The following is a 20773-nucleotide window of genomic DNA, read 5'->3' on the forward strand; positions in this document are numbered from 1 at the left end:
CTCTATTTGCTATTAGTCTGTTTCTTCATGTGTATACAATGAAATCAACACTTCGACCCGGCGATTCTCTGCACGGCCTTCCGCAGTCTCATTGCTGGCGATCGGCTGATGCTCTGCAAAGCCGGTTGCGCTGAATTTCGTTGGATCCAATTCGTTGTTTTCCAGTAGAATCTTCATGAAGTTGATGGCACGTGCCGAGCTTAATTCCCAGTTGGACGGGAATCTGTCGGAAGTCGACGGAATGTTATCCGTATGCCCTTCGATGAAAATGCTGCGCGGTGGATCCGTCACCAGCAGCTTGCCGATTTCTTCTGCGACAGTCCGTGAACTTTCTGAAATATCCGCGCTTCCTGAACGGTAGAGCACGCCGTCTTTAATTTTCAGCACCAAGCCTTTGGAAGTCAGTTCCGCTTCCAATTTATCTTCCATATTGCGCTCTGCGATGTAAGCTTTCACTTTATCCTGTATCGCCGCAAGTTCTTTATAATCTTCCGCAAGAGCCAATTGCTCGATCTCTTCGGCAGTCATTTCAATCTTATTATCAATTTCCTCTTCCACTTCCGGCGGCGTTGTCGCTTCCCCTTCAGTCGGATCGACATCATTCGGTTCCGCCAGCTTCGACGTTTCTTCAAATGTTTCGACCGCTGACTGCTGATCCAAAATACCGGTGCCGCCTTGCAGCTCCCGGTTAAATGAATCGGAAATCTCCTGGAATTTCTGCGAGTTCACTTCACTTGCCGCGAACAGCACGATGAATAAAGCAAGCAGCAAGGTAAGTACGTCTGCATATGGAATCAGCCAGGATTCGTCTACGTGATCTTCATGTTTTTTCTTACGCTTCAACGCCGACACCTTCTTTTACTTCCTCTTCAAGAACTCGGTCCTTGAGCGGCAGGTAAGTCAATAGTTTTTCTTCCACTGTACGGACCGGCAAGCCTTCGTGAACCGCCAGCAAGCCTTCCAGCATGATGCGCTTGGTCCGTGCTTCGTGCTCGGATTTCCGCTTTAATTTATTGGCGAATGGATGCCATAGGACGTATCCTGAGAAAATCCCGAACAGCGTCGCGATGAACGCGGCGGAAATCGATTTCCCGAGAAGTGCGATATCATCGAGGTGGCCAAGTGCTGCGACCAGTCCGATAACCGCTCCTAACACCCCTAGTGTCGGGGCGTATGTACCGGCTTGCGTGAAGATTTTTGCGCCAAGTTCGTGACGCTCTTCCATTGCCGCAATATCTTCTTCCATCATTTCGCGGATTTGCTCCTGCGGCTGGCCGTCAACGACCATTTTCAAGCCGCGCTGCAAAAATGGATCTTCCACATCTTCTGCTTTTTCTTCCAAAGCCAATAGCCCTTCGCGGCGTGCAAGCATCGCCCACTGTGAGAACATCGGCACCATTTCTTTGATTGACAGTGTTTTATTTTCCGAGAACAGGACTTTGAATAAGCTCGGAATCTTTTTAACTTCTTCCATCGGGAACGCGACCATGATACACGCGATCGTTCCGGCAAAAATGATGACGAGTGCTGCCGGGTTATATAAAGCAATCGGGTTGGAGCCTTTCAGGACCATGCCTCCAACCAATACGACTACGCCAAGTATTACGCCAATCCATGATGTTTTATCCACATCTGTAACCTCATTTCACTGCTTTGTCTCTGTCTGTGGGTGTTAATTTATGAGTTGATGATATTCCGCAAAACAGCTGCGCTTGCCTTGGGGCTTGCGCTGAGCTAACTCGGTCTCGTTCCACTTCGCCCGAGTAGATCTCAGCACTTCGTCGAAACAGAGTTGGAAAGCCAACTCCGTTTCTGCTCCCTTGGGCGTCTTCGCTGTTTTGCTCCATATCATTTATAAATATATAGCTTCACTTTTTATCTTTTGTAGTAAAGAACGAGAAAATTACTTCCCCTTCACCAATGCCATTGCTTCTTTCCATGTGTCGCGCAGTTCTTTGACTTGGCCTTCTGCTTCTTCGAGGATGGCCATGTCGTTTTTCATGTTCGCTTCTATAAGACGGAAGTTAATGTATTCGTATAATTGAGCCAGGCCTTCTGAAATTGCGATATCACGGTCAAGTGTGATTTGGAATTCCTGGATGATTGCCTGTGCTTTGAGTAAATTGGTGTTTTTTTCTTCAATTTTGCCTTCTTCCATCGCGCGTTTTGCCAGCTTGATGAACTTCAGGCAACCGTTGTAAAGCATTAGAGTCAGTTCCTGCGGTGATGCAGTTATGACTGAGTTTTGTTGGTATGTCTGATACGGGTTATTGATTGCCAATTGGAGAACCTCCTTGTATTACTTCCGTTGGTCGATGAATGAGCCTTCGGTAGATTTTGTCTGGTACGCACCGACATATTTTTTTGATGCCTGGCTTGTCTGGTTCAGCCGGTTCATCTGGGTTGTGAATGATTGATGCAGTTTATTCAATAGAGGCTGCATTTCATCTTCGTAACCTTTCAGCTGGCTGATGACTTTTTTATCTTCCGAGGTCCATTCGAATTCAACGGCTTTTGTATATTCACTTAGCTGATCGATGACTGCCTGGCGTCTTTCAAACAACGCCTGCATTGATTCGATTTGCCCAGCTTCATTATTATCCATTTTTGTATGGACCGTTTTTGCCTGTGCATTCAATTTTTCTGTAAGCTCGAGAAATTCAGCCAGTCTAAGTTGATACGCGTCCATTACATGCCACCGAACATATTTTGCTGCATCCACATGCTTTGACTATTCATCTGGTTCATCGCTTTTTCCATTGCAGTAAATTGTTTCCAGTAACGGCCTTCAATACGACTCAATTTATCTTGCCAATTGCTGATATCGCTTTCCATCCTTTTTATACTCTTAGACAAAGTACTGTTATCGATAAAGCTTCCAGGATTCCCGGCTCTTGTACTCAAGGATTTAACAGCATCATTCAATCCTTGATAAACCCGTTCAGCAATGCCCAGGTCTCCCGTTTTCTTGGTGAATAAGTTCATCACTTCATCTGGTTTATCCGCTAAAGCTTTTTGGAGTTTGGCATCATCAATGAAAAGCTTGCCGCCGTTTGTATAGGACCCCGTTGTAATTCCAATTTCTGAAAGAGTGCTTATATTTCCAAGAAGCCCCAAGTCATCAACTGCCCCAGTTAAATTTCTTCTTAATTCTTGTAAGGCAGTTTGAAGTGTTGGGTCATTTCTCAATAAGCCGCTGCGCGACTTTTCTTCCCAAAGCTCAATTTCGTTTTCAGTCATTGCTTTTTTCTGGTCATCTGTTAGCGGCTGGAAATCGGGATAACGTTTTTCTATTAGTTTCGCCTCAATATCAGCAATTGTTTTGTTATAATTCTCCACAAAACTTTTAATCGATTCCAATGGTTTTGCAGTATCTGAATTCACAGTGATTGTAGACGTTCCCACTTGATTCAGGTTTAAGGTTAAACCGTTAACAGTGGTCTGGTTTGATTTCAAACCGGTAATTGGAATGCCGTCGAAGTTGACGGAGCCATCTTGTCCGTTGGTCGTCATCGCTGTTGTTGTTCCACCGTTATTCACGATCTTGTCTGCAAGGGCTGCATCACTGAATGACATCGAAAAGTTTTGATCGACGCCCATTCCTTTAGACGCTATAAAGAATCTTGACGTTGTATTGTCAAAACTTGCACGAAGTGCCGGAACTGACGCAGTCGTTGAATCTTGGATCGCTTTGGCTACATCCGAGAAAGTCATTGTTGCTGTTACGTCAACCGTCGCTGTTGCACCGCCAGAGCCCGTCACAGTGATGGTTCCAGCTGTGCCAATTTGGTCTCCTGATTGTGCTTTAACTCCAGGACTGTTTTCAATTCCAGCTGAAGAATTCACTTTTGCAGCACTAGCAATGCTTACAACTTCCGCAGTGTATGTCCCTGTCATAGCACTCGCTGTTGTAGAAACACCTAAACTTGCTGCATTCGATGAAGTTGCACTGTATGCGTTGAATGCGGAAGAAAATCTAAGGCTGCTTGTGCTCGTACGCAAGTTTGACAATGATAAGTTGAACTCACGGTATGATTCCTGTTGCCATTCCGTCCACATTTTTTTCTGTGTCAACCTGTCTAATGGCATCTTTTCAGCAGCCATTAAATCTTTCACTATTTGATCTATATCCATTCCAGTTGCCAATCCACTAATCCGCAATCTCCTTCACTCCATCCATGACTTTTCTTTTAAAATTTTTCGTCCACAATTATTCCCATCAATTCCGCCATCGAAGCATATATATCCAGAAACTTCTTATTAGGAATCTCTTTAAGCACTTCATCTGTATTCGAGTCGATAATTTGAACATAATATTCATTTAATTTTTCATGCAGTTGAAATTTCACAGCGGTCTTTGTTGGTTCGAGAAATTCGTTTATTCCTTCCACCTTACTCTTAACCATCTCTTTCGTTATCTCTTCCTTTTCAATCGGCCATTCTGATTTAAACTTATGTTCCGCTTTGCTGACGTCCATCTTGGGACTCTCAATTTTATTAGGAAATGTGATAACCGGCGTATTTTTAACTTCCATTGCTGTCTATCCCCTTGTCTTTTCGATATCAAGAACATAAATGCTTTTGCTATTCTTATATATCGGCACAAAAAGAGATATTTTTAGTATTTATTATAATTTTATTCTGCAAAAATAATTTATACCTTTTAAGATATGTGAAAATGTAAAAAAAAATAAAACCGATGGATAAGTATCGGTTTTATCTACGTTAATTTATTCAATTGACGATTTACACCTGTTACCCAATGATTATTGAGGCCTGTCGGGTCATTACCTGCACCAACTGGAGCGTATTTTGCGCCGATTGCGGCAATCGTAGTTTTACCTTGGTTCAAATAGTTCTGGCGCAGATTGCGGGCCATATCGAAAATACTTTCTTCGACAGAGTCATAACTGCGGAGACCGTTCTTGCCCATCATCCCAGCGATATTATTTTTTTCATTCGCAGCTCGTGATGTTCCATTGCCTGTTTCGTGGATTGCGATAGCCGACAGAAGATTGGGATCAAGATCATATTTTTTACCGGCATTGATGAAGTGAGCAGAAGTGCCGCTCAATTTGCCGCCTAACGTATTTTCAAGTTTGAGGAATTGAATCGGCTTGAAGTTTAAATCTGTTTTTAAATTCGGCACTGCAGGCTGTGCAACAGTTTCAGCAGCTACAGGAGTCGACGAAGCTGGCAAAGAAACGGAAATCGGCTTATAGGTATTATTCAATTGAGCCATCATCTGGCCATTGTCTGAATTAGCAGTGGGGTTCAACGCCGCCAGCATGGACGGATCCATTTCGCCTCCTTGCATCATGGAGCTTAATAGACTCATGAACATTGAGGTGTTGTTACTGGAGCCGTTCAGCGGATTAGCGGAATTTCCTGTCTGGTTCGCTGCCGATGAAGCCTGGACCAATGAAGCCATTGTTGTATAGTAGAACCAATTTGATGAAATCGGACTCGTCACGAGGGTCACACACCTTTTGTCAGTATAATCATGAATTTATCATACAGGAGAATGAACGAAAAAAGAATAGGATAATTGTGACAATAAAAAACAAAAAGGAAGAAACTACCGGAATCGATAGTATCCTTCCTTGTACTTCATGAATTTTCTCCAACAAAACATTCTACTATTTCAAGAGTTCCAAAACCTGTTGCGACTTACGGTTTGCCTGGGCCAGCATCGCTTGTGTGCTCTCTGCAAGAATAGAATTTTTCGTTAAATTTATAATTTCCTTAGCCATATCCGTATCTCTGATTCTTGACTCAGCTGCTGTCAGATTCAGCGCTGATGTGCTGGCGTTATTATATAAATACCTCAATGCATTTTCATAGGCGCCGAATTTTCCGCGCTCTGCCGAAACCTGCTGAATAGCAGCATCCAATTTTTCAATTGATTTCATCGCTTCTTCCCATGGATCCACTTTCATATTTTCAATTCCCAGCGCAGCTGTTCGGACATCTGATAGATTTATGCCAAAGGTTTCACCGGCGTTAGCCCCTATTTGCAATTTCAAGTCAATATTTTCTTTTGGCAGGAATTCCCCGGCTATATCCGCAGCCAAAGATTGCAACTGCGTTGAAAAGTTTCCTTTTATGTCTAAGTAATTTCCTCCCGTGGGCTCGGAAAGCCGCTGCAATTGTTCCTTAGTATTTCTATCGGTTGGTCCCACTATAGTGAGTTTAATTCCTTGTCCACTCATGCTCAAAGCCAGATCATCAATGTCATAGACGGATAGTCCATCTCCTCCATCCCTATCATCGGCGGTGTTATTATCATGGACAGGAGCATCTGTGACGAGAATGAATTGTTTAGTAGCATCCGCCCTAAATGGATAACGTAATGCTTCTTTGATTCCTTCTAAACCCGACTCTGGAATGTCTCCACCTCCGCCAACCTCTATACTTGTAAGACTACCTTTAAATTCTTCAACATCTCCGGTAAAAGGATTTATCATTATTTGATCACCATTATTAGTCTCTCCATACGACACTAAGCCTAGTCTTATATTTACACCTTCAGTTTGTAAAGCAGTTGCAAAATCCTTAATATTAGCTTCTACTCTATTAATGTCTGCACCCATACTGCCGGTTCTATCGACAATAAAAATAATATCCGATTGGTTACTTGTGATTTCAGGTGTATTGACGGTATCTGTTCCAGGAATATTCAACAAGTTAATGCCATTAAATTCAGTATTGTCAGCAATGTTATCAATATTTCTCAAAATCTGATTTACTTCGTTCTGGATGGCGGCTTTATCACTCGAGCTTAACGTATCACTTGCAGCTTGAACTGATAACTGTCTTAATCGATGCAAATTTGGATCAGCAATTTTAGCCAACCCACTTTCTGCCGTTTGAATAAAAGAAATTCCATCCTGGATGTTCCGTTGCGCCTGTTCTAAGCCTCTTATTTGTGTCCGCATCTTTTCAGAAATGGATAATCCTGCAGCTTCATCCGCTCCCAGATTAATGCGTAGTCCGGTTGCTAACTTTTCCATGCTTTTTGCTGTCAACTTATTATTTTCTGTCAGATTATTATTTAATTTCATCGCCGACAAATTATGTTGGATGTTCAAAGTACATTCCTCCGAAATGGTTCTATATAAACTATTTTAAGAAATTAAGTAATGTTATCTTTCAAGACGTAATTTCACCTTTTATATTATACCTTTATTTACATAAAAAGGAAGAGCAATTAAAAATAATATTAAAGAAAAAAAGATCGGGAAAATTTCCCGATCTCCAAAATACTATTTCTTATTTGAACTCTTAGTTTCCACTGTCGCATGGCCAATTACCAAGTAACCGCCCACCATTCCCCGGAACTCCAACAGTTGCTCGCCATCGATCCACTCGAAGTTCGCCCGCTCAAACCGGAAATGTCCTTTTTGGGCCTGTTGCTCAAATCCTTTTTTCCCATTGATGGCTGAAACTCCATTGATTGTGGCAGTTTCCAATACAAAATCTTTTGTTGAGAACTGAGATGGTAGTGAAACTTCTACTGAGAAAACACCCGAGTTTCCTTTAATGACGCCCGGTTTTACTTTAAAGCTGTCTGCTGGAATATAAACTGCAATTGAATGCTTCAACACAGTAGCCCAACCTGCATGATCCGTCACTGTCAACTCCAGTCGATATGTTCCAGGCTGATCGAAGGAAACTTCCTCGCCTTTAGCAAATTCTTTTCCGTTTACAGTTAATTTTTCTTCTGCGATTCCGGATACAGTATCTTCTGCAAAATAATCCAGCGTCAAGACCGAATCTAAAGCATATTCTTCTTCAAACTCCCATTTCGCCGCCGGAGCTGTCTTATCGATTTTCACTTCTTCTGTTTTTACCTGTTCTTCATTACCGGAAATATCCGTACTGTAGAATTTCACTTCGGTAATTCCTTCAGAAGTTATGTTTAATTTTTCTCCTGCAGTGAATTCCTCATTTTCAATTGAATAATAGGTGCTATCGAGACCACTCAAGCCTTCAATAACGGTGAAGTTAACACCAAAATCCTCTTTCAGCCATTGTCCACTAATATTAGAAGTCGTTTCTGGCGCCGTCAGGTCAATCTTCACATCGACCGTTTTCACTTCTTCCTTATTTCCTGCATGGTCAACGCTATAAAATGATACCTCATTGATGCCTTCTTCAAGAATATTCGTGGTTGCGCCTTCCTCAAATTCAGAGCCATTTACCGAATAAAAAGTTTTAGCCACTCCGCTGAAATCATCAACTGCTGTCAATTCAATTGTAAACTCCTGATGCCATTGATCGTCGGCATTCGAAGTCGTTTCTGGAGCTGTCGTGTCAATATTGACTTCGACAGACTTCGCTTCTTCTACGTTACCCACTTTATCGACACTATAGAACGAAACAGTATTAACGCCTGCTTCCGCAAGAATAACTTCTGTTCCTTCTGTGTATTCAGAACCGTTTATGGAATAGAAAGTTTTTTCAACGCCGCTCTTATCGTCAGTAGCAGTTAATTCGACAAGAGCCTCTTGCTGCCAGCCCTCCGGAACAACCGCCTCTGTCACTGGCGCAGTTTTGTCAATTTTCACTTCTGCAGTCTGAACTTCTTCAACACCGCCTGCTTTATTGACACTGTAGAACGACAAAACGTTGATTCCTTCTTGGTCAATTACAAAGTTTGTGCCTTCTGCATATTCATCGTCGTTAACAGCATAGAAAGTCTGAGCCACTTTGCTCTTATCATCTGTTGCTGTCAGCTCAACAGCAAATTCCTGATGCCATTCGCCGTCCGCATTCGAAACCGTTTCCGGAGCTGAACGATCTATTTTCACTTCGGCAGTTTTTACTTCCTCAACATTTCCTGCTTTATCAACACTATAGAAAGAAATTGTATGGATTCCATCTTCATCGACAATAAAACTCGTTCCTTCAAGGAATTCTGAGCCATTTACCGAGTAATAGCTGGTTTCTACTCCGCTTTTTTCATCAACAGCCGTCAATTCTACTGCATATTCCTGATGCCATTGGTCGTCTGTATTAGAAACCGTTTCCGGAGCGGTCCGATCAATTTTTACTTCTTCCGTTTTCATTTCCTCAGTATTTCCAGCAACGTCTGTGCTGTAGTACGCAATAGTACGGATTCCTTCTTCATTGAAAGTATAGCTGTCACCCTGCTGGAATTCAGAACCATTTACCGAGTAAAAAGTTTCTTTTACTCCGCTTTCTTCGTCCTCAGCTTTCAGCTGCACCGTAAATTCCTGATGCCATTGCCCATTTAGATTCGAACTCGTTTCTGGCGCAACCTTATCAATTTTCACTTGAGCAGTTTGTACTTCTTCAATGTTGCCAGCTTTATCAACGCTGTAGAATGAAATATTTTGAATGCCTGCTTTTTCAACCGCAAAGCCCATGCCTTCAACAAAATCCGTTCCATTCAAAGAATAGTAAGTGGTGTCTACCCCACTCTTATCATCTTCAGCCGTCAATTCCACATTAAAATATTGGTTCATCCAAGCATCAATCGCGTTGGATGTCGTGACTGGCGGAGTCACATCATTTTGCGCCTGCACCATCACTGCATTCGAATAATCCGAATCACCGAAGCGGCTATGCGTAACAGTCACTACGTATTCATGAGTCCCGTCTTCAATATCACTTATTGTGTAGCTGATTTTATCTGTCGACCCCACTAAAACATAATCGCCATCAATCACTTCAAAAACGTGATAAGCGTATGCATTTGAAATCTCGTTCCATCTCAAAACAGCTGCCGCTTCATCAAAAGAAGCCAGCTTAAGTTCAGGGCTTTGAACTGTCGGATGTCCAAGAGTCAATTTAACATTTGCTGGAGCCGATTCCCCGAAACGAGTGCTCACCGCTGTCACTTCATATTCATACCAGTCTTCAGGCATGTCTGTGAACACTCGGTTCAGACGGTCTGTTGACATGATAAATTCTTTCTCACCATCGTTGATCCGGTAAATATTATAACTTGTGGCAAATTCGACTTCTGTCCATTTCAATAATAAATCATTGCCGTTTTGAACTGTCAGCGTCAAACTTGTTGGTGCCTGCATCTCCGGATGCTCGAGTGTCTGAACTGCTTGGCTTGCAGCTTGGGATTCACCAAACCGATCGCTGAAAGAATGAACTTCATACACATAATCGCCCGCTGGCATATTCGGGAACAAACGGTTCAGGCGATCTGTAGTCAGAACCAGTTTCTTTGTGCCATTGATGACCTGATAGACTTTATAGCCTGTGGCAAATTCCACTTCTGACCATCTCAGGAATAAGTCACTGCCATTCATGACAGTAATCGAAGAACTAAGAGGTGCAGCCATTTGCGGATGAATTAATGTATGGATTACTTGGACTGCATTTTTCGATTCACCGAATCGGTCGCTTACTGAATGTACTTCATAAGTATATTCCCCTGCTGGCATATTCGGGAACAAGCGGTTCAAGCGATCTGTAGTTAAAACCAATTTCTTTACACCATTTTTTATTTGATAAATTTTATAAGCAGTAGCAAATTCTACTTCTGGCCATCTCAGAAGTAAATCATTCCCATTCGTGATAGTCGCTGTCAAACTTGAAGGAGGGGCCATTTCCGGATGGACAAGTGTATGAGAAATGGTGCTGGACAATAAGGATTCACCAAAACGGCTGCTCACCGAATGCACTTCATACACGTATCCCCCCGCCGGCAGGTTTGCAAAGTTCCAATTTAATCTGTCTGTGTTTTTAACCAAATCTTTTACACCATTTTTGACTTGATAAATGTTATAGGAAGTAGCAAATTCTGCTGTATCCCACTTTAACAAAATATCATTTCCATTTCGGACAGATAAGTCTAATCCTTGTGGGGGTGTAATTTCAGGATGTGTTAACGAATAAGAAACCCGGCTCGAAGATGAAGACTCACCAAACCGATCGCTCACTGAATGCACTTCATATACATAATCCCCTGCAGGCATATTAGAGAAATTCCAGTTTAGACGATCAGTCGTCTTGACCAATTCTTTTCCAGCACTTGTTACTTGATAAATATTATAGCCAGTAGCAAATTCCACTTCTGTCCATTTAAGAAAAAGATCATTTCCGTTACGTATAGATACACTTAAATCCTGAGGAGCGGCCATTTCAGGGTGAACTAAACTTAATTTCACAAGTTCTGAAGATGGTGACTCTCCTTCAGCGGCATTATATGACGTTACTTCAAAAGCATATTCACCTTCTGCTTGGTTAACCAAATTTAGATAAGGGTATTTCGGTGAACTGATCATTTTTCTTTCACCATTACTTATCTGATAAACATTATAATGTTGCACATTAGTTACAGCTGTCCATCTGACTTGGATATTATTCCCATTGTTCAAAAGAATCTTTACATCATTCGGCGCCTCCAATGGAGCAGCAAATACACTGACTGTCGGCAAAATGAATTGCAGCACCAAAAGAATGCTTAAAACCAATGACATTTGACTGTATTTTTTCATTTTAAAAACACTCCTTTTTACCCACTCGATAGACAATAAAAAAAGCCCTCTAAGCTTATGATAATTTTATAGTGAAAAAAGAGGCTCTCAATAAGAGAGCCTCTGACTTCTTAGCTTCATCTACTATTAACGTAGTAATTGAAGTACTGCTTGTGGTGCCTGGTTTGCTTGAGACAACATTGCTTGAGAAGCTTGAGTCAAGATGTTGTTCTTAGTCAAGTTCATCATCTCTTTAGCCATGTCAACGTCACGGATGCGTGATTCTGCAGCCTGTGTGTTTTCGGCAGAAGCGTTCAAGTTGTTGATTGTGTAGTCAAGACGGTTTTGAACAGCACCTGTGTAAGCACGGGAATCAGATACTGATTGAATTGCAGCATCAATTGCAGTTAAAGAACTAGCTGCGTTTGCCGCTGTATCAACACCGACCATACCAGTTGCCAACGTAGTTAATGTAGTAGCCAAATCAGCTTTGCTCAAATCCAATGTAAGTGTTTCACCTGAGTTGGCACCGCTTTGGATCGTCATTACTCCGTCTGCTGCTGAACCAGCAGAAGCATTAAGTAATTTTTGTCCGTTGAATTGAGTGTTAGTAGAAATATCTGTTAACGTTGAAGTCAATTCAGTAAGCTCACCTTGAATTGCCGTTCTTTCATCGTCACTGTTTGTATCGTTTGCTGCTTGTACAGTCAATTCACGCATACGCTGAAGAATAGCGTGTGATTCGTTCAATGCACCGTCAGCAGTTTGGATAACAGAAACTGCATCCTGAGAGTTTTTAGAAGCTTGCTCAAGACCACGAATCTGTCCGCGCATTTTTTCAGAGATCGAAAGACCAGCTGCATCATCTGCACCACGGTTGATGCGCATTCCTGAAGAAAGTTTTTCCATTGAGTTTGAAGCGTTGCCACTTACCTGGCCCATTTGGCGGTGAGTGTTAAGAGCTGCGATATTGTTGTTAATAATCATTTTGTATTACCTCCGTGTAATGTTTTTTTGTTTTTTGCAAGGGTGTTCAAATCCGTTTGAACTTCCTTACACTATCTTTATCGGAGGGCGCCAGAAAATGTTTAGCGTTTTTTTAATTTATTTTTTAGAAACTTTTATTTTCTTTTGGAAATAGAATAAAGCCCGCATCCCTGCAGGCTCCCCACTCATTTCTTCATCTTCAAAAAATCTCCGATATCAATCACATTCGACATTGCCTTCTTATTTTCTTCCTGAATTTCCAAGTACACTTCTTTCCGGTGGATCGTGATATGCTTTGGCGCTTCGATGCCAAGTTTCACTGTTTCTCCTTCGACGCTTGTAACGATTATTTCGATTTGGTCGTCGATGATGATCGATTCACCTTTTTTTCGTCCGAGTACGAGCATCGCTTACACCTTCCTTGCTTCAGCTTGGAATAGCGGCTGTTTGATTTCGTAGGTTTTATTGTCCAGCACGGTTTGCATGCCGAGTTGCTTCCTATTGTTGATGACAAGCGGCGCTTTGAGGTTGGTCGTCGCGTGCTGCATTTCGCCAGGTACGGTCACGGTGGTCAGCACTAGTGCGTCGGATGGATCTTCGAGCTCGAGGCGCTCGACGGTCTGGTCAGAAATTTTAACGTCATAGTCCTGGAAGAATGAAAACGGATCGACGAGGAAAAAGCTGATGTCTTCCGCTTCCAGCGACTGCAGGAAGAAAAATGGCGTTTCTTCTTTTGTGTCGGCCGGGATCAATACGTATTTCTGGTATTCGTCAAAGCCAGGAATTCCTCTGGTAAATGTTATGACACTTGAGTCTGCTACTTCTATTTCACCGAAACGGGTCGTTTGGAATTTCATTTTGGGTTCTCCTCATTTCTGTTCGTGATTCATTTTGTTAGTTCTTATTTTTGCACATAATGGAATGATTAAACAGTAATTTTTTGCGCTCGTGCTAAAATCCCTATGCATTATTCGATTTACAGAATAAAAATTATTGAAAAGCACATTTTTTATTGTTTAATCTTTTAGAATTTATCCAATAAAACAGGATGCGCCCAACGATTTAATTAATATTTTATTCTAAAGAAATAAAAACACTAAAAATAAATCTAAATATAGGTATTTTTACTATTTTTACAAAATACCACTCTAAGCTTATCTGCACTTGTAGCTCTAGTGCCGGAGACGTATATTCAGATTATATAGATAAAATATTCAAAATATTTAATTTTCACAAAAGGGAGGAATGAGCTTATGAAAAAGAATTTTGTACTTGCTTCGCTGCTTCTGGGAATTCTGCTCAATGGCTGGGCAATCGCTTTTCTCGTATTGCCGTTTTATCAGACAGTGCTTGTACTTGCCGGCATCTCCATCCTGGTAATGACTGCTGTGCAAGAGAGATTCATCTTTTTGTATGCAATAACCATTGCCCTTTCCTACGGTGTCTTTCTTACAATCTATGCTTTTGTCAATCAGCAATCGGCCGAGATTCAGCTCCTGTATATGTACGGGCATCTATTGCTGACGAGTTTTCTTCTATTGTATTGGATCCTGATGAACTTCATTAAAAAAATTGGTTATGAAAATAATGATCTTAAGCACGAGGTTCGGCTGCTGCAAAAATATAAAGGCGTGACAAAGCTGCTGACGCTTCCGGAATTCGATGAACAGGCGCAATGGCTGTTGAAATCGAAGGAACGGAATAAAGAAGAGGCTTGGTTCGTCAAGATTTCCATCACTTCTCCCAATAAACGCGTGAAAGTGAATCTGCAGGAAGAGCTGGAACGTCTGGCGTTGCAGAGTATCCGCCAAAAATTCGACTTGGCGACAGGCGATATGGGGGCTATTTATCTTCTATTGAAGAATACACATTCAGAAGGTGTGCAAATCGTATTGGACCGTTTCCGGGAAAAGGTCCAGGCTGAAATCAATCTATCGGATTCGCCATACGCCACTGTAACCGAGCAGGTAACAGACGCCGAACATTTAGCCGGATTGATGGGGAAACCGTTATGACTTCCATCATTCTTATAATTATGGCCTTTTTCTGGACGCTGCTTATTTTCTACTCGATCTTGACTATTTCAGGTGTGTGGTTCCGGATTACATTCAAAGATCCGGAAGAACTCACTAATTATCCGAGTGTCGCGGTGCTGATCCCTGCCCATAATGAAGGCATCGTCATTGAAAATACACTGCGGGCCATGGCGCGCCTTGAATACAAAGGCAAGCTGGATATTTATGTGCTGGATGACAGGTCGAAAGACGAGACGGCGGAAATTGCCATAGAGTTTGCGGCCGTTTTTTCCAGAATCCATTATATTTCCGTCCCCGACGGTTCGCCTGCGGGCAAATCACGGGTATTGAATTACGGACTGAGCATTTCCGATTCGGATTATTTCATCGTTTACGATGCTGACAATGAACCCGAAACCGATGCACTGGAGAAATTAGTGCGCACAGCGGAAAGCACTAAAAACGCGGCCGGCGCAGTCGGTTATGTGAAGACCAAAAATCGCAACGCCAATACCTTAACCGGCATGATCGCTTTGGAATTTCAAGTGTTTCAATTATTGATGCAATGCGGCCGCTGGAAAGTATTCAAGCTCGGTTCACTTGCGGGCACGAATATGCTTCTCCGGAGATCGGTTCTTGAAGAAATCGGTGGTTACGATGTATTCGCCCTTGCAGAAGATGCGGAACTGACAATCCGCCTCACGTCCAAAGGCTATTTGCTGCCGGTTGTTCCGACGTCGCGGACCTGGGAACAGGAACCTGAAAGCATCAAAACATTTATCCGGCAGCGGACACGCTGGTTGACCGGCAATATCTATCTTCTGGAGAAATCCTTGCAGGATCTGACGCATTGGAAAGGTAAGACGTTTTTCCTCAGCCTCCAGCATGTCATGACTTATCTTGTTTTCGTATTGGTTCTGCTGTTTTCGGATATTTTCTTCATCCTCAGCGTGGCCGGCTACGAGTTTCCGAATATGGGGGCACCGCTCCTGATCCTCTGGTTCATGAGTTATATCGTCTACACCAGCCAATTATTGAGCGCGTTGGTGATCGACCGCAACGTGACGCTGAAAAATGTCTTTTTCGTCTTCACGATGTATTTCACCTATGCCCAGCTGTTTATCGTCCTGCTGCTGCGCAGTTTTTCGCTTTATGCGTGGAGCCGCCTGCGCGGCAGAACAATTGCCTGGGACAAAACGAAACGCTTTAAAGGAATCGGCTGATGAAAATGAAGTTCGTGATGCTGTTTCTGGTTTTATTGATGATGGGTGGTTGCGGGAAAATGGAATCCGTTCAGGAACAGGTCGAAAAAAATTATACGAATGCCGACGGACTGATCCACGCCTACCCGACAGAGCAGGATTCCGAATACTTATCCGAAACGCTCGGCTTATATATGGAATATTTAACGCTCGTTGAAGATGACGTGAACTTTTCCAAGCAGGTTGAAATCCTGAAGAACCATTTTGTTGCCCAGGAAAATGGCCATTCCTTTATCCGCTGGCGCCTGAACGAAAAGGCTTCGACGAATGCGCTGATCGATGATATCCGGATCATCAAAGCTCTGGAGCAGGCGAGTGACATTTTTGGCAATGCAGAATATAGAACTCTTGCCGATAAACTTTCAGAAGCTGTAGCTGCTGTTCAGACTCAAGAGAGTTTAACAGTGGATTTCTATGACTGGTCGCTCAAGATGCCTGCCGAGCGGCTGACATTGAGTTATCTGGATGATAACGGAGTGATTACGCCTGAATCTTACGGGTTGCTGGATATGGCCGATACAGGCGAAGTGTTTTCTCCTGAATACTACGACACAGCGGCCGAACAGTACATCAGCAGCAAAGAAGTGCACATGATCGACCAATTGCTGATTGCGCTGAATCGTGAAAAAAGTGGCCAGCCCTCCGAACAATTCGCGGAATGGCTCAAGGAAGAATGGAACCAGGAACAGAAACTCTACGGCAGATACGACCGGCAGAAGCTGAAAGCGACGGTGGACTACGAGTCCCTGGCTGTCTATTATTATTTGCACACTTATTTTTCATCACTGGGCGAAGTCGAACTGGCAGATGAAGTTTTCCGGCATGCCAAGGAAATTGCCAGAGGAGAAATGCTTGATAATGCCCATTTCTTCGACTTTATCCATTACCAGATACTCGTGCAAAAACAATAGTTTTTCTAAAAGCGCTTAAGGAAGCTTCCTTAGGCGCTTTTTCTGATAGAAAAACAAATAAAAAAGGCTGGATTTTCTCCAGCCACTCCTCATTCACCCCTTCTTCACAAACTCCGATTTCAACTTCATCGACCCAAAACCGTCAATCTTGCAGTCGATATCATGATCGCCGTCGACCAGGTGGATGCTTTTCACTTTTGTGCCCTGCTTCAAGACAGATGAACTGCCTTTCACTTTCAAATCTTTGATGACCGTGACGGAATCTCCGTCCTGCAGGACATTGCCATTAGCGTCTTTTACGACTTTCGCTTCTTCAGCCGATTCAGTTTCCGCTCCTGGCGTCCACTCATGCGCGCATTCGGGGCACACGAGCTGGCTGCCGTCTTCATAGACATATTCGGAATTACATTTCGGACAATTTGGCAGTTCATTCATTATTGTTGCCTCCATTAAATCGATTCAAATAAAACACTCTCAGGAAAAGCTTATCTTAAGAGCACTCTTTTGACCATAAGGAATAGATTAATCATTTGTTCCTAAATCCAGCAAATACATCGCCTTATCTTCTCCTTCGCCGTTGACCACCAAGGTTCCTTCATCTGTAAAACGCGGCCGAACCAGCCGTTCCTCAATTGCGGAGAATGCCGGTACTTCCTCCAATTCGGTTCCTGTCATTCTGTATAGCTGCACGTCACTGGAATCCGCTTCATCCGAGACGCTTAAAGCGAGGTAATCCCCGTACACGGCAAATTCGAAAAAGTCAGGGGCCGGAATTTCTATAAATTCACCGGTTTCAATATCCACATAACCCAATACGCTGTCCGTCATCCCTTCATTGCTGAAATGCGCGTAGATTCGGTTATCGATTAAAGTCACTCCGGCAGCTGACTGATAGGGCAAAGTAAACGTTTCAATCAACGTGTTTTCTCTCAAATCGTACAGATGGAATTCACTCACCACTTTTTCTCCAACCAGTGCACCTTCCGGAATGACAACGCTGTCTCCCCAAACGGAAGCGGCACTATTCGAACCCCGTCCCGTCATTTCATGAACGGTTTGCGATTCCATGGTATTGAGGTCGATCGACAGATATTTCGGCTTGTCATCTTCCACACCAAACCGGGCATATACTAAGTTCTCATCTTCGATATGGAGATCAATTACACTAACGTCTTCAATAGTCTCAACTTCCGCTGTATCCCGGTTCATGATTTTCAGATTGGCGATTTCTTCCCCATTTTCTTCCCAGACCAGCCAGTTTCCTTCAACAGTAAATTGATAGGTGGATACCTTTTCTTCCAGACTTGCCACTACTAATTCTTCTCCGGCAGCCGGATCAAACGAATAAAGATTGCTGCCATCGTTATAAAATAATTTCTCTGACTGATCGTCATACTCAGATTCAATCAGCACCGGATAATCATGTCCTGGGACTACCAGCTTTTGCGGTTCTGATAACTCTGCTTCTCCCTCAGCCCCGCGCCCTTCCTGCCAATCACTCACGTAAGGGTAGCCTAGTATTCCGCCTAGCCCGATCACCGCTACACCCGCAAGCGCCGGCAAAACTTTCGGAACACGCGAAGGCTTCTGTCCATTCCCGCGATTCTGCGCAGCCTTTAAAATCTGCCGCTTCTTCGCATCCGACAGCGTCACATCTTCCGGCACCGACTCATCCAACTTCCCTTTCAGATCCTCACGCATGGTCAATCCCCTCCTCCGTAAATTTGACGCCGGCCTGCTGACGCCCACGGGCTAACCGTGTTTTCACCGTGTTGTCCGAGATCTTCAATACCTCGCTGATTTCCTTCACCGACAGCTCTGCATAATAATGGAGCCAGATCACTTCACGGTATTTCAGGGGCAGCCCACTAATCGCTTCTGCCATTTCGTTACTCCGCTCCGACGCCAGCGCCGTCTCTTCCGCTGAGCCCTTATTCGGCAAAAGTGGGTTCAATTTATTTCTCAGTTCAATTTTACGGTGCGCCCAGCTCCTGAAATGGTTATGGCATTCATTCACCGTGATGCGGTATAGAAAAGTTTTGACGCTCGAGCGCCCTTCGAATCGATCGAGATTTATGTAATAGCGGATAAACACGTCCTGCACGATGTCTTCCGCCTTCGTCCGTTCTTTGACGAACGAATACGCCAGCCGCACCAGATAATGCCCGTATTCATCCATCGCCTCCGTCAGCAGCCGGTCCTTCTCAAGCTTCTCCAAGCCCTCTCCCCCTTTTTCTATCTATTAGACAACGGTCAAAGCATTTGCGTTTCATTTTTGGCAATAAAAAATACCCTTTCTGCCAATTGTAGCGGAAAGGGGTAGAGATTAATGAAAAAGTTTTTATTGTTTCATGAAAAAGAACTCCCTGGAATACCATACTCCCCCAGCAAACAGTAGCAGAGCAATATAGGCAGGCAGAATATGAATAAAAGTGGTATACCCTATCACATAATGAATGATGATGGCAGCGCTGAAAGCCGGGATTCCGCCGAGCAAAAAGGTATACCAAACCCATTTCTGTCCTTGCTGAAATCCCCAGAGCGCGAGCATCAATACAAGTAAACCTACACTGATCAAGGCGCTTCCAAGTCCAGTGCGGTCATGGGCAATTACCGGAATCAACCGATCGTTTATGCCGGCTAATTGTTCCGGGCTCATGCAAATATAAGCGATATCCGTTTGAACAAATACCTCATTCACTCCGATCGTGGAAATGACGAGCCCAGCAACTGCAAGAGCCGTACCGAGTGCCACAAAAGCAAGCTGCCCCCACAAGCTTTTCTTCCATGCCCTGTGATTCGTCCGATTACTCGATGATGCGTGTTCAGCATGATTCTTAGTCATCAAATAGCCTTTCCAAAAAAACGGCAGTAAGATCAACCATAAAATACCATGCAGCCAGTCAAAATAACCGAATCCAAGAAACAGCAAAATTCCCAAAAAGCCCAAGATGCCAGCAATATGAATTGCTCTTTTCGCCCATTGCAGCCCAAAACGGACACCGTTCCGGGCCAATTGCATATAAATGATGCCACCCGATATCATTGTTCCGGCGACCGTCATCCGGTCATGTTGCATAAAACGATAGATATTCGGGTTAATCGCGATCAGTTCTTCTCTTGTCAGTTTCAAAAACGCCTCATCATATGGCAGGACAACGATCGTCATACTGACAATTAAAGCAGCAAGACCGCCAATCACCATCAGGAACCCGAATAACCAATGCCAGATCCACTCGCTGTACGTATTCTTTACGGCAATTTTTGTATCCAGCAAAGCTTCATTGATCCGTTTCGGCAATCCCGGCCCGGTAAAAACATAACCAGCTGTCAGCATCACCAAATCCGCTCCACCCTCGAATAAAGCCAGTGCATCTTTCGGTTCCTTGATGCCTCCGGAAACGATAATCGGGATGCTGCTCTTTTTTTTGATTTCTGTCACCTTTATTGCCAATTTTCCTGCATCGGCTAAAGGATATTCCAGCCCCTTGCCAGTATCTTTTGGCTGTTCATCGATGATGACGCCATCCACCCTATTACCTGCTGTCAGCTTTCCAATCGCATCAGAGTCCAATTCATCTCGTGGACATGCCAGTAATAACGGCTTGTCCTTACTAGCATCCCTCAACAGCTGCCACTCTTCTTCTCTATAATGACCTTCTACAATCAAGGCATCGCCGTAATCAGTGAGCATCTGCATTAAAGAGGAAATTTCGCTAACAGATTCTGCACTTCCAAGCCTGATAAATACCGGTTTCTGAAATTTTTTCAGCTTTCTCAGCTTCGTCACGGTCTGTTCCAGTCCGGGGGATTCCGCATGATAGGGAAAAATAAGATTGTCTTTCGCTTGCGTATATATTGGCACACTATCTTCTTCCGGCTTTGAAGCAACCGGACCAACTTCGATAAAACCGAACCCCAAATGGCCGAATGCCTTAGTGCCAGTCAGCGCAGAATCAATTTTCCCGCTTAATCCCACTGGATTGGAAATTTTGAATCCAAAGAGTTCCGTTTCCAGCTGTGCAGACGGATGGGTATGTCCGAGGTATTCGATTAACCTGCTTCCTCCCGGGTATGCAGAAATTCTGGCCATGCCCTGATGTATAAATTCTCTCCCGTCCTTCGCCCTAATACGG

At 43.5% G+C, this 20773-nt stretch carries 19 protein-coding genes; 3 read left to right on the forward strand and 16 right to left on the reverse strand.

Translation table 11 applies throughout. The features are described 5' to 3' along the window. Positions 1 to 12 precede the first annotated feature (12 nt). The 12 genes from motB to fliW form a co-directional block, all read right to left on the reverse strand. Positions 13 to 843, reverse strand: coding sequence for a flagellar motor protein MotB (motB, locus tag D2910_RS11710; RefSeq protein WP_205854610.1), 831 nt, complete (start codon positions 841 to 843; stop codon positions 13 to 15). Beyond that, positions 833 to 1630, reverse strand: coding sequence for a flagellar motor stator protein MotA (gene motA / locus D2910_RS11715; RefSeq protein WP_117313603.1), 798 nt, complete (start codon positions 1628 to 1630; stop codon positions 833 to 835). The genes motB and motA overlap by 11 nt, the downstream gene beginning before the upstream one ends. 273 nt (positions 1631 to 1903) lie before the next feature. Beyond that, complete coding sequence (gene fliS, locus D2910_RS11720; protein ID WP_117313604.1) at positions 1904 to 2281, reverse strand: flagellar export chaperone FliS; 378 nt, start codon at positions 2279 to 2281, stop codon at positions 1904 to 1906. A gap of 18 nt (positions 2282 to 2299) precedes the next feature. Beyond that, entirely contained in the window at positions 2300 to 2689 is a 390-nt protein-coding gene (gene fliT, locus D2910_RS11725; RefSeq protein WP_117313605.1) for a flagellar protein FliT, read from the reverse strand. Next, complete coding sequence (fliD, locus tag D2910_RS11730) at positions 2689 to 4146, reverse strand: flagellar filament capping protein FliD (protein WP_240633612.1); 1458 nt, start codon at positions 4144 to 4146, stop codon at positions 2689 to 2691. The genes fliT and fliD overlap by 1 nt, the downstream gene beginning before the upstream one ends. A 44-nt stretch (positions 4147 to 4190) precedes the next feature. After that, positions 4191 to 4535, reverse strand: coding sequence for a flagellar protein FlaG (flaG, locus tag D2910_RS11735; protein ID WP_117313607.1), 345 nt, complete (start codon positions 4533 to 4535; stop codon positions 4191 to 4193). Positions 4536 to 4720: 185 nt separating this feature from the next. Continuing rightward, positions 4721 to 5473, reverse strand: coding sequence for a glucosaminidase domain-containing protein (locus D2910_RS11740; RefSeq protein WP_117313608.1), 753 nt, complete (start codon positions 5471 to 5473; stop codon positions 4721 to 4723). A gap of 166 nt (positions 5474 to 5639) precedes the next feature. After that, entirely contained in the window at positions 5640 to 7091 is a 1452-nt protein-coding gene (locus D2910_RS11745) for a flagellin N-terminal helical domain-containing protein (protein ID WP_117313609.1), read from the reverse strand. Positions 7092 to 7265: 174 nt separating this feature from the next. Continuing rightward, on the reverse strand, positions 7266 to 11483 hold the full coding sequence (locus tag D2910_RS11750; protein WP_117313610.1) for an OmpL47-type beta-barrel domain-containing protein: 4218 nt from the start codon (positions 11481 to 11483) through the stop codon (positions 7266 to 7268). A 126-nt stretch (positions 11484 to 11609) separates the two neighbouring features. Continuing rightward, positions 11610 to 12449 (reverse strand): flagellin N-terminal helical domain-containing protein, encoded by an 840-nt coding sequence (locus tag D2910_RS11755; RefSeq protein WP_117313611.1) that lies wholly within the window; start codon positions 12447 to 12449, stop codon positions 11610 to 11612. Positions 12450 to 12634: 185 nt separating this feature from the next. Then, positions 12635 to 12856: a carbon storage regulator CsrA gene (gene csrA / locus D2910_RS11760; protein WP_084243366.1), complete on the reverse strand. Its 222-nt coding sequence runs from the start codon at positions 12854 to 12856 to the stop codon at positions 12635 to 12637. Between the two features lie 3 nt (positions 12857 to 12859). Then, positions 12860 to 13306, reverse strand: coding sequence for a flagellar assembly protein FliW (fliW, locus tag D2910_RS11765; protein WP_117313612.1), 447 nt, complete (start codon positions 13304 to 13306; stop codon positions 12860 to 12862). A gap of 396 nt (positions 13307 to 13702) precedes the next feature. Here fliW and D2910_RS11770 point away from each other — a divergent pair, with 396 nt between their 5' ends. The 3 genes from D2910_RS11770 to D2910_RS11780 are packed head-to-tail and all read left to right on the forward strand — an operon-like array spanning position 13703 to position 16637. Beyond that, the gene (locus D2910_RS11770; RefSeq protein WP_117313613.1) at positions 13703 to 14464 is read left to right on the forward strand and encodes a hypothetical protein; all 762 of its coding nucleotides are present in this window, start codon (positions 13703 to 13705) and stop codon (positions 14462 to 14464) included. Further along, positions 14461 to 15687, forward strand: a complete 1227-nt coding sequence (locus D2910_RS11775) for a glycosyltransferase family 2 protein (protein ID WP_117313614.1) — start codon at positions 14461 to 14463, stop codon at positions 15685 to 15687. The genes D2910_RS11770 and D2910_RS11775 overlap by 4 nt, the downstream gene beginning before the upstream one ends. Continuing rightward, positions 15687 to 16637, forward strand: coding sequence for a hypothetical protein (locus tag D2910_RS11780; RefSeq protein WP_117313615.1), 951 nt, complete (start codon positions 15687 to 15689; stop codon positions 16635 to 16637). Before D2910_RS11775 ends, D2910_RS11780 begins: the two co-directional genes overlap by 1 nt. A 93-nt stretch (positions 16638 to 16730) precedes the next feature. Here the strand turns inward: D2910_RS11780 and D2910_RS11785 are convergent, their stop codons facing one another. From D2910_RS11785 to D2910_RS11800, 4 genes are all read right to left on the reverse strand, one after another. Continuing rightward, on the reverse strand, positions 16731 to 17072 hold the full coding sequence (locus D2910_RS11785; protein ID WP_117313616.1) for a zinc ribbon domain-containing protein YjdM: 342 nt from the start codon (positions 17070 to 17072) through the stop codon (positions 16731 to 16733). 87 nt (positions 17073 to 17159) lie between these two features. After that, on the reverse strand, positions 17160 to 18338 hold the full coding sequence (locus D2910_RS11790) for a hypothetical protein (RefSeq protein ID WP_117313617.1): 1179 nt from the start codon (positions 18336 to 18338) through the stop codon (positions 17160 to 17162). Next, positions 18331 to 18855, reverse strand: a complete 525-nt coding sequence (locus D2910_RS11795) for a sigma-70 family RNA polymerase sigma factor (protein ID WP_117313618.1) — start codon at positions 18853 to 18855, stop codon at positions 18331 to 18333. The genes D2910_RS11790 and D2910_RS11795 overlap by 8 nt, the downstream gene beginning before the upstream one ends. 123 nt (positions 18856 to 18978) lie before the next feature. After that, positions 18979 to 20730: a beta/alpha barrel domain-containing protein gene (locus D2910_RS11800; RefSeq protein WP_240633613.1), complete on the reverse strand. Its 1752-nt coding sequence runs from the start codon at positions 20728 to 20730 to the stop codon at positions 18979 to 18981. Between the last annotated feature and the right edge of the window lie 43 nt (positions 20731 to 20773).

Source organism: Planomicrobium okeanokoites, from assembly GCF_003428875.1.
GTDB classification, from domain to species: domain Bacteria; phylum Bacillota; class Bacilli; order Bacillales_A; family Planococcaceae; genus Planococcus; species Planococcus okeanokoites.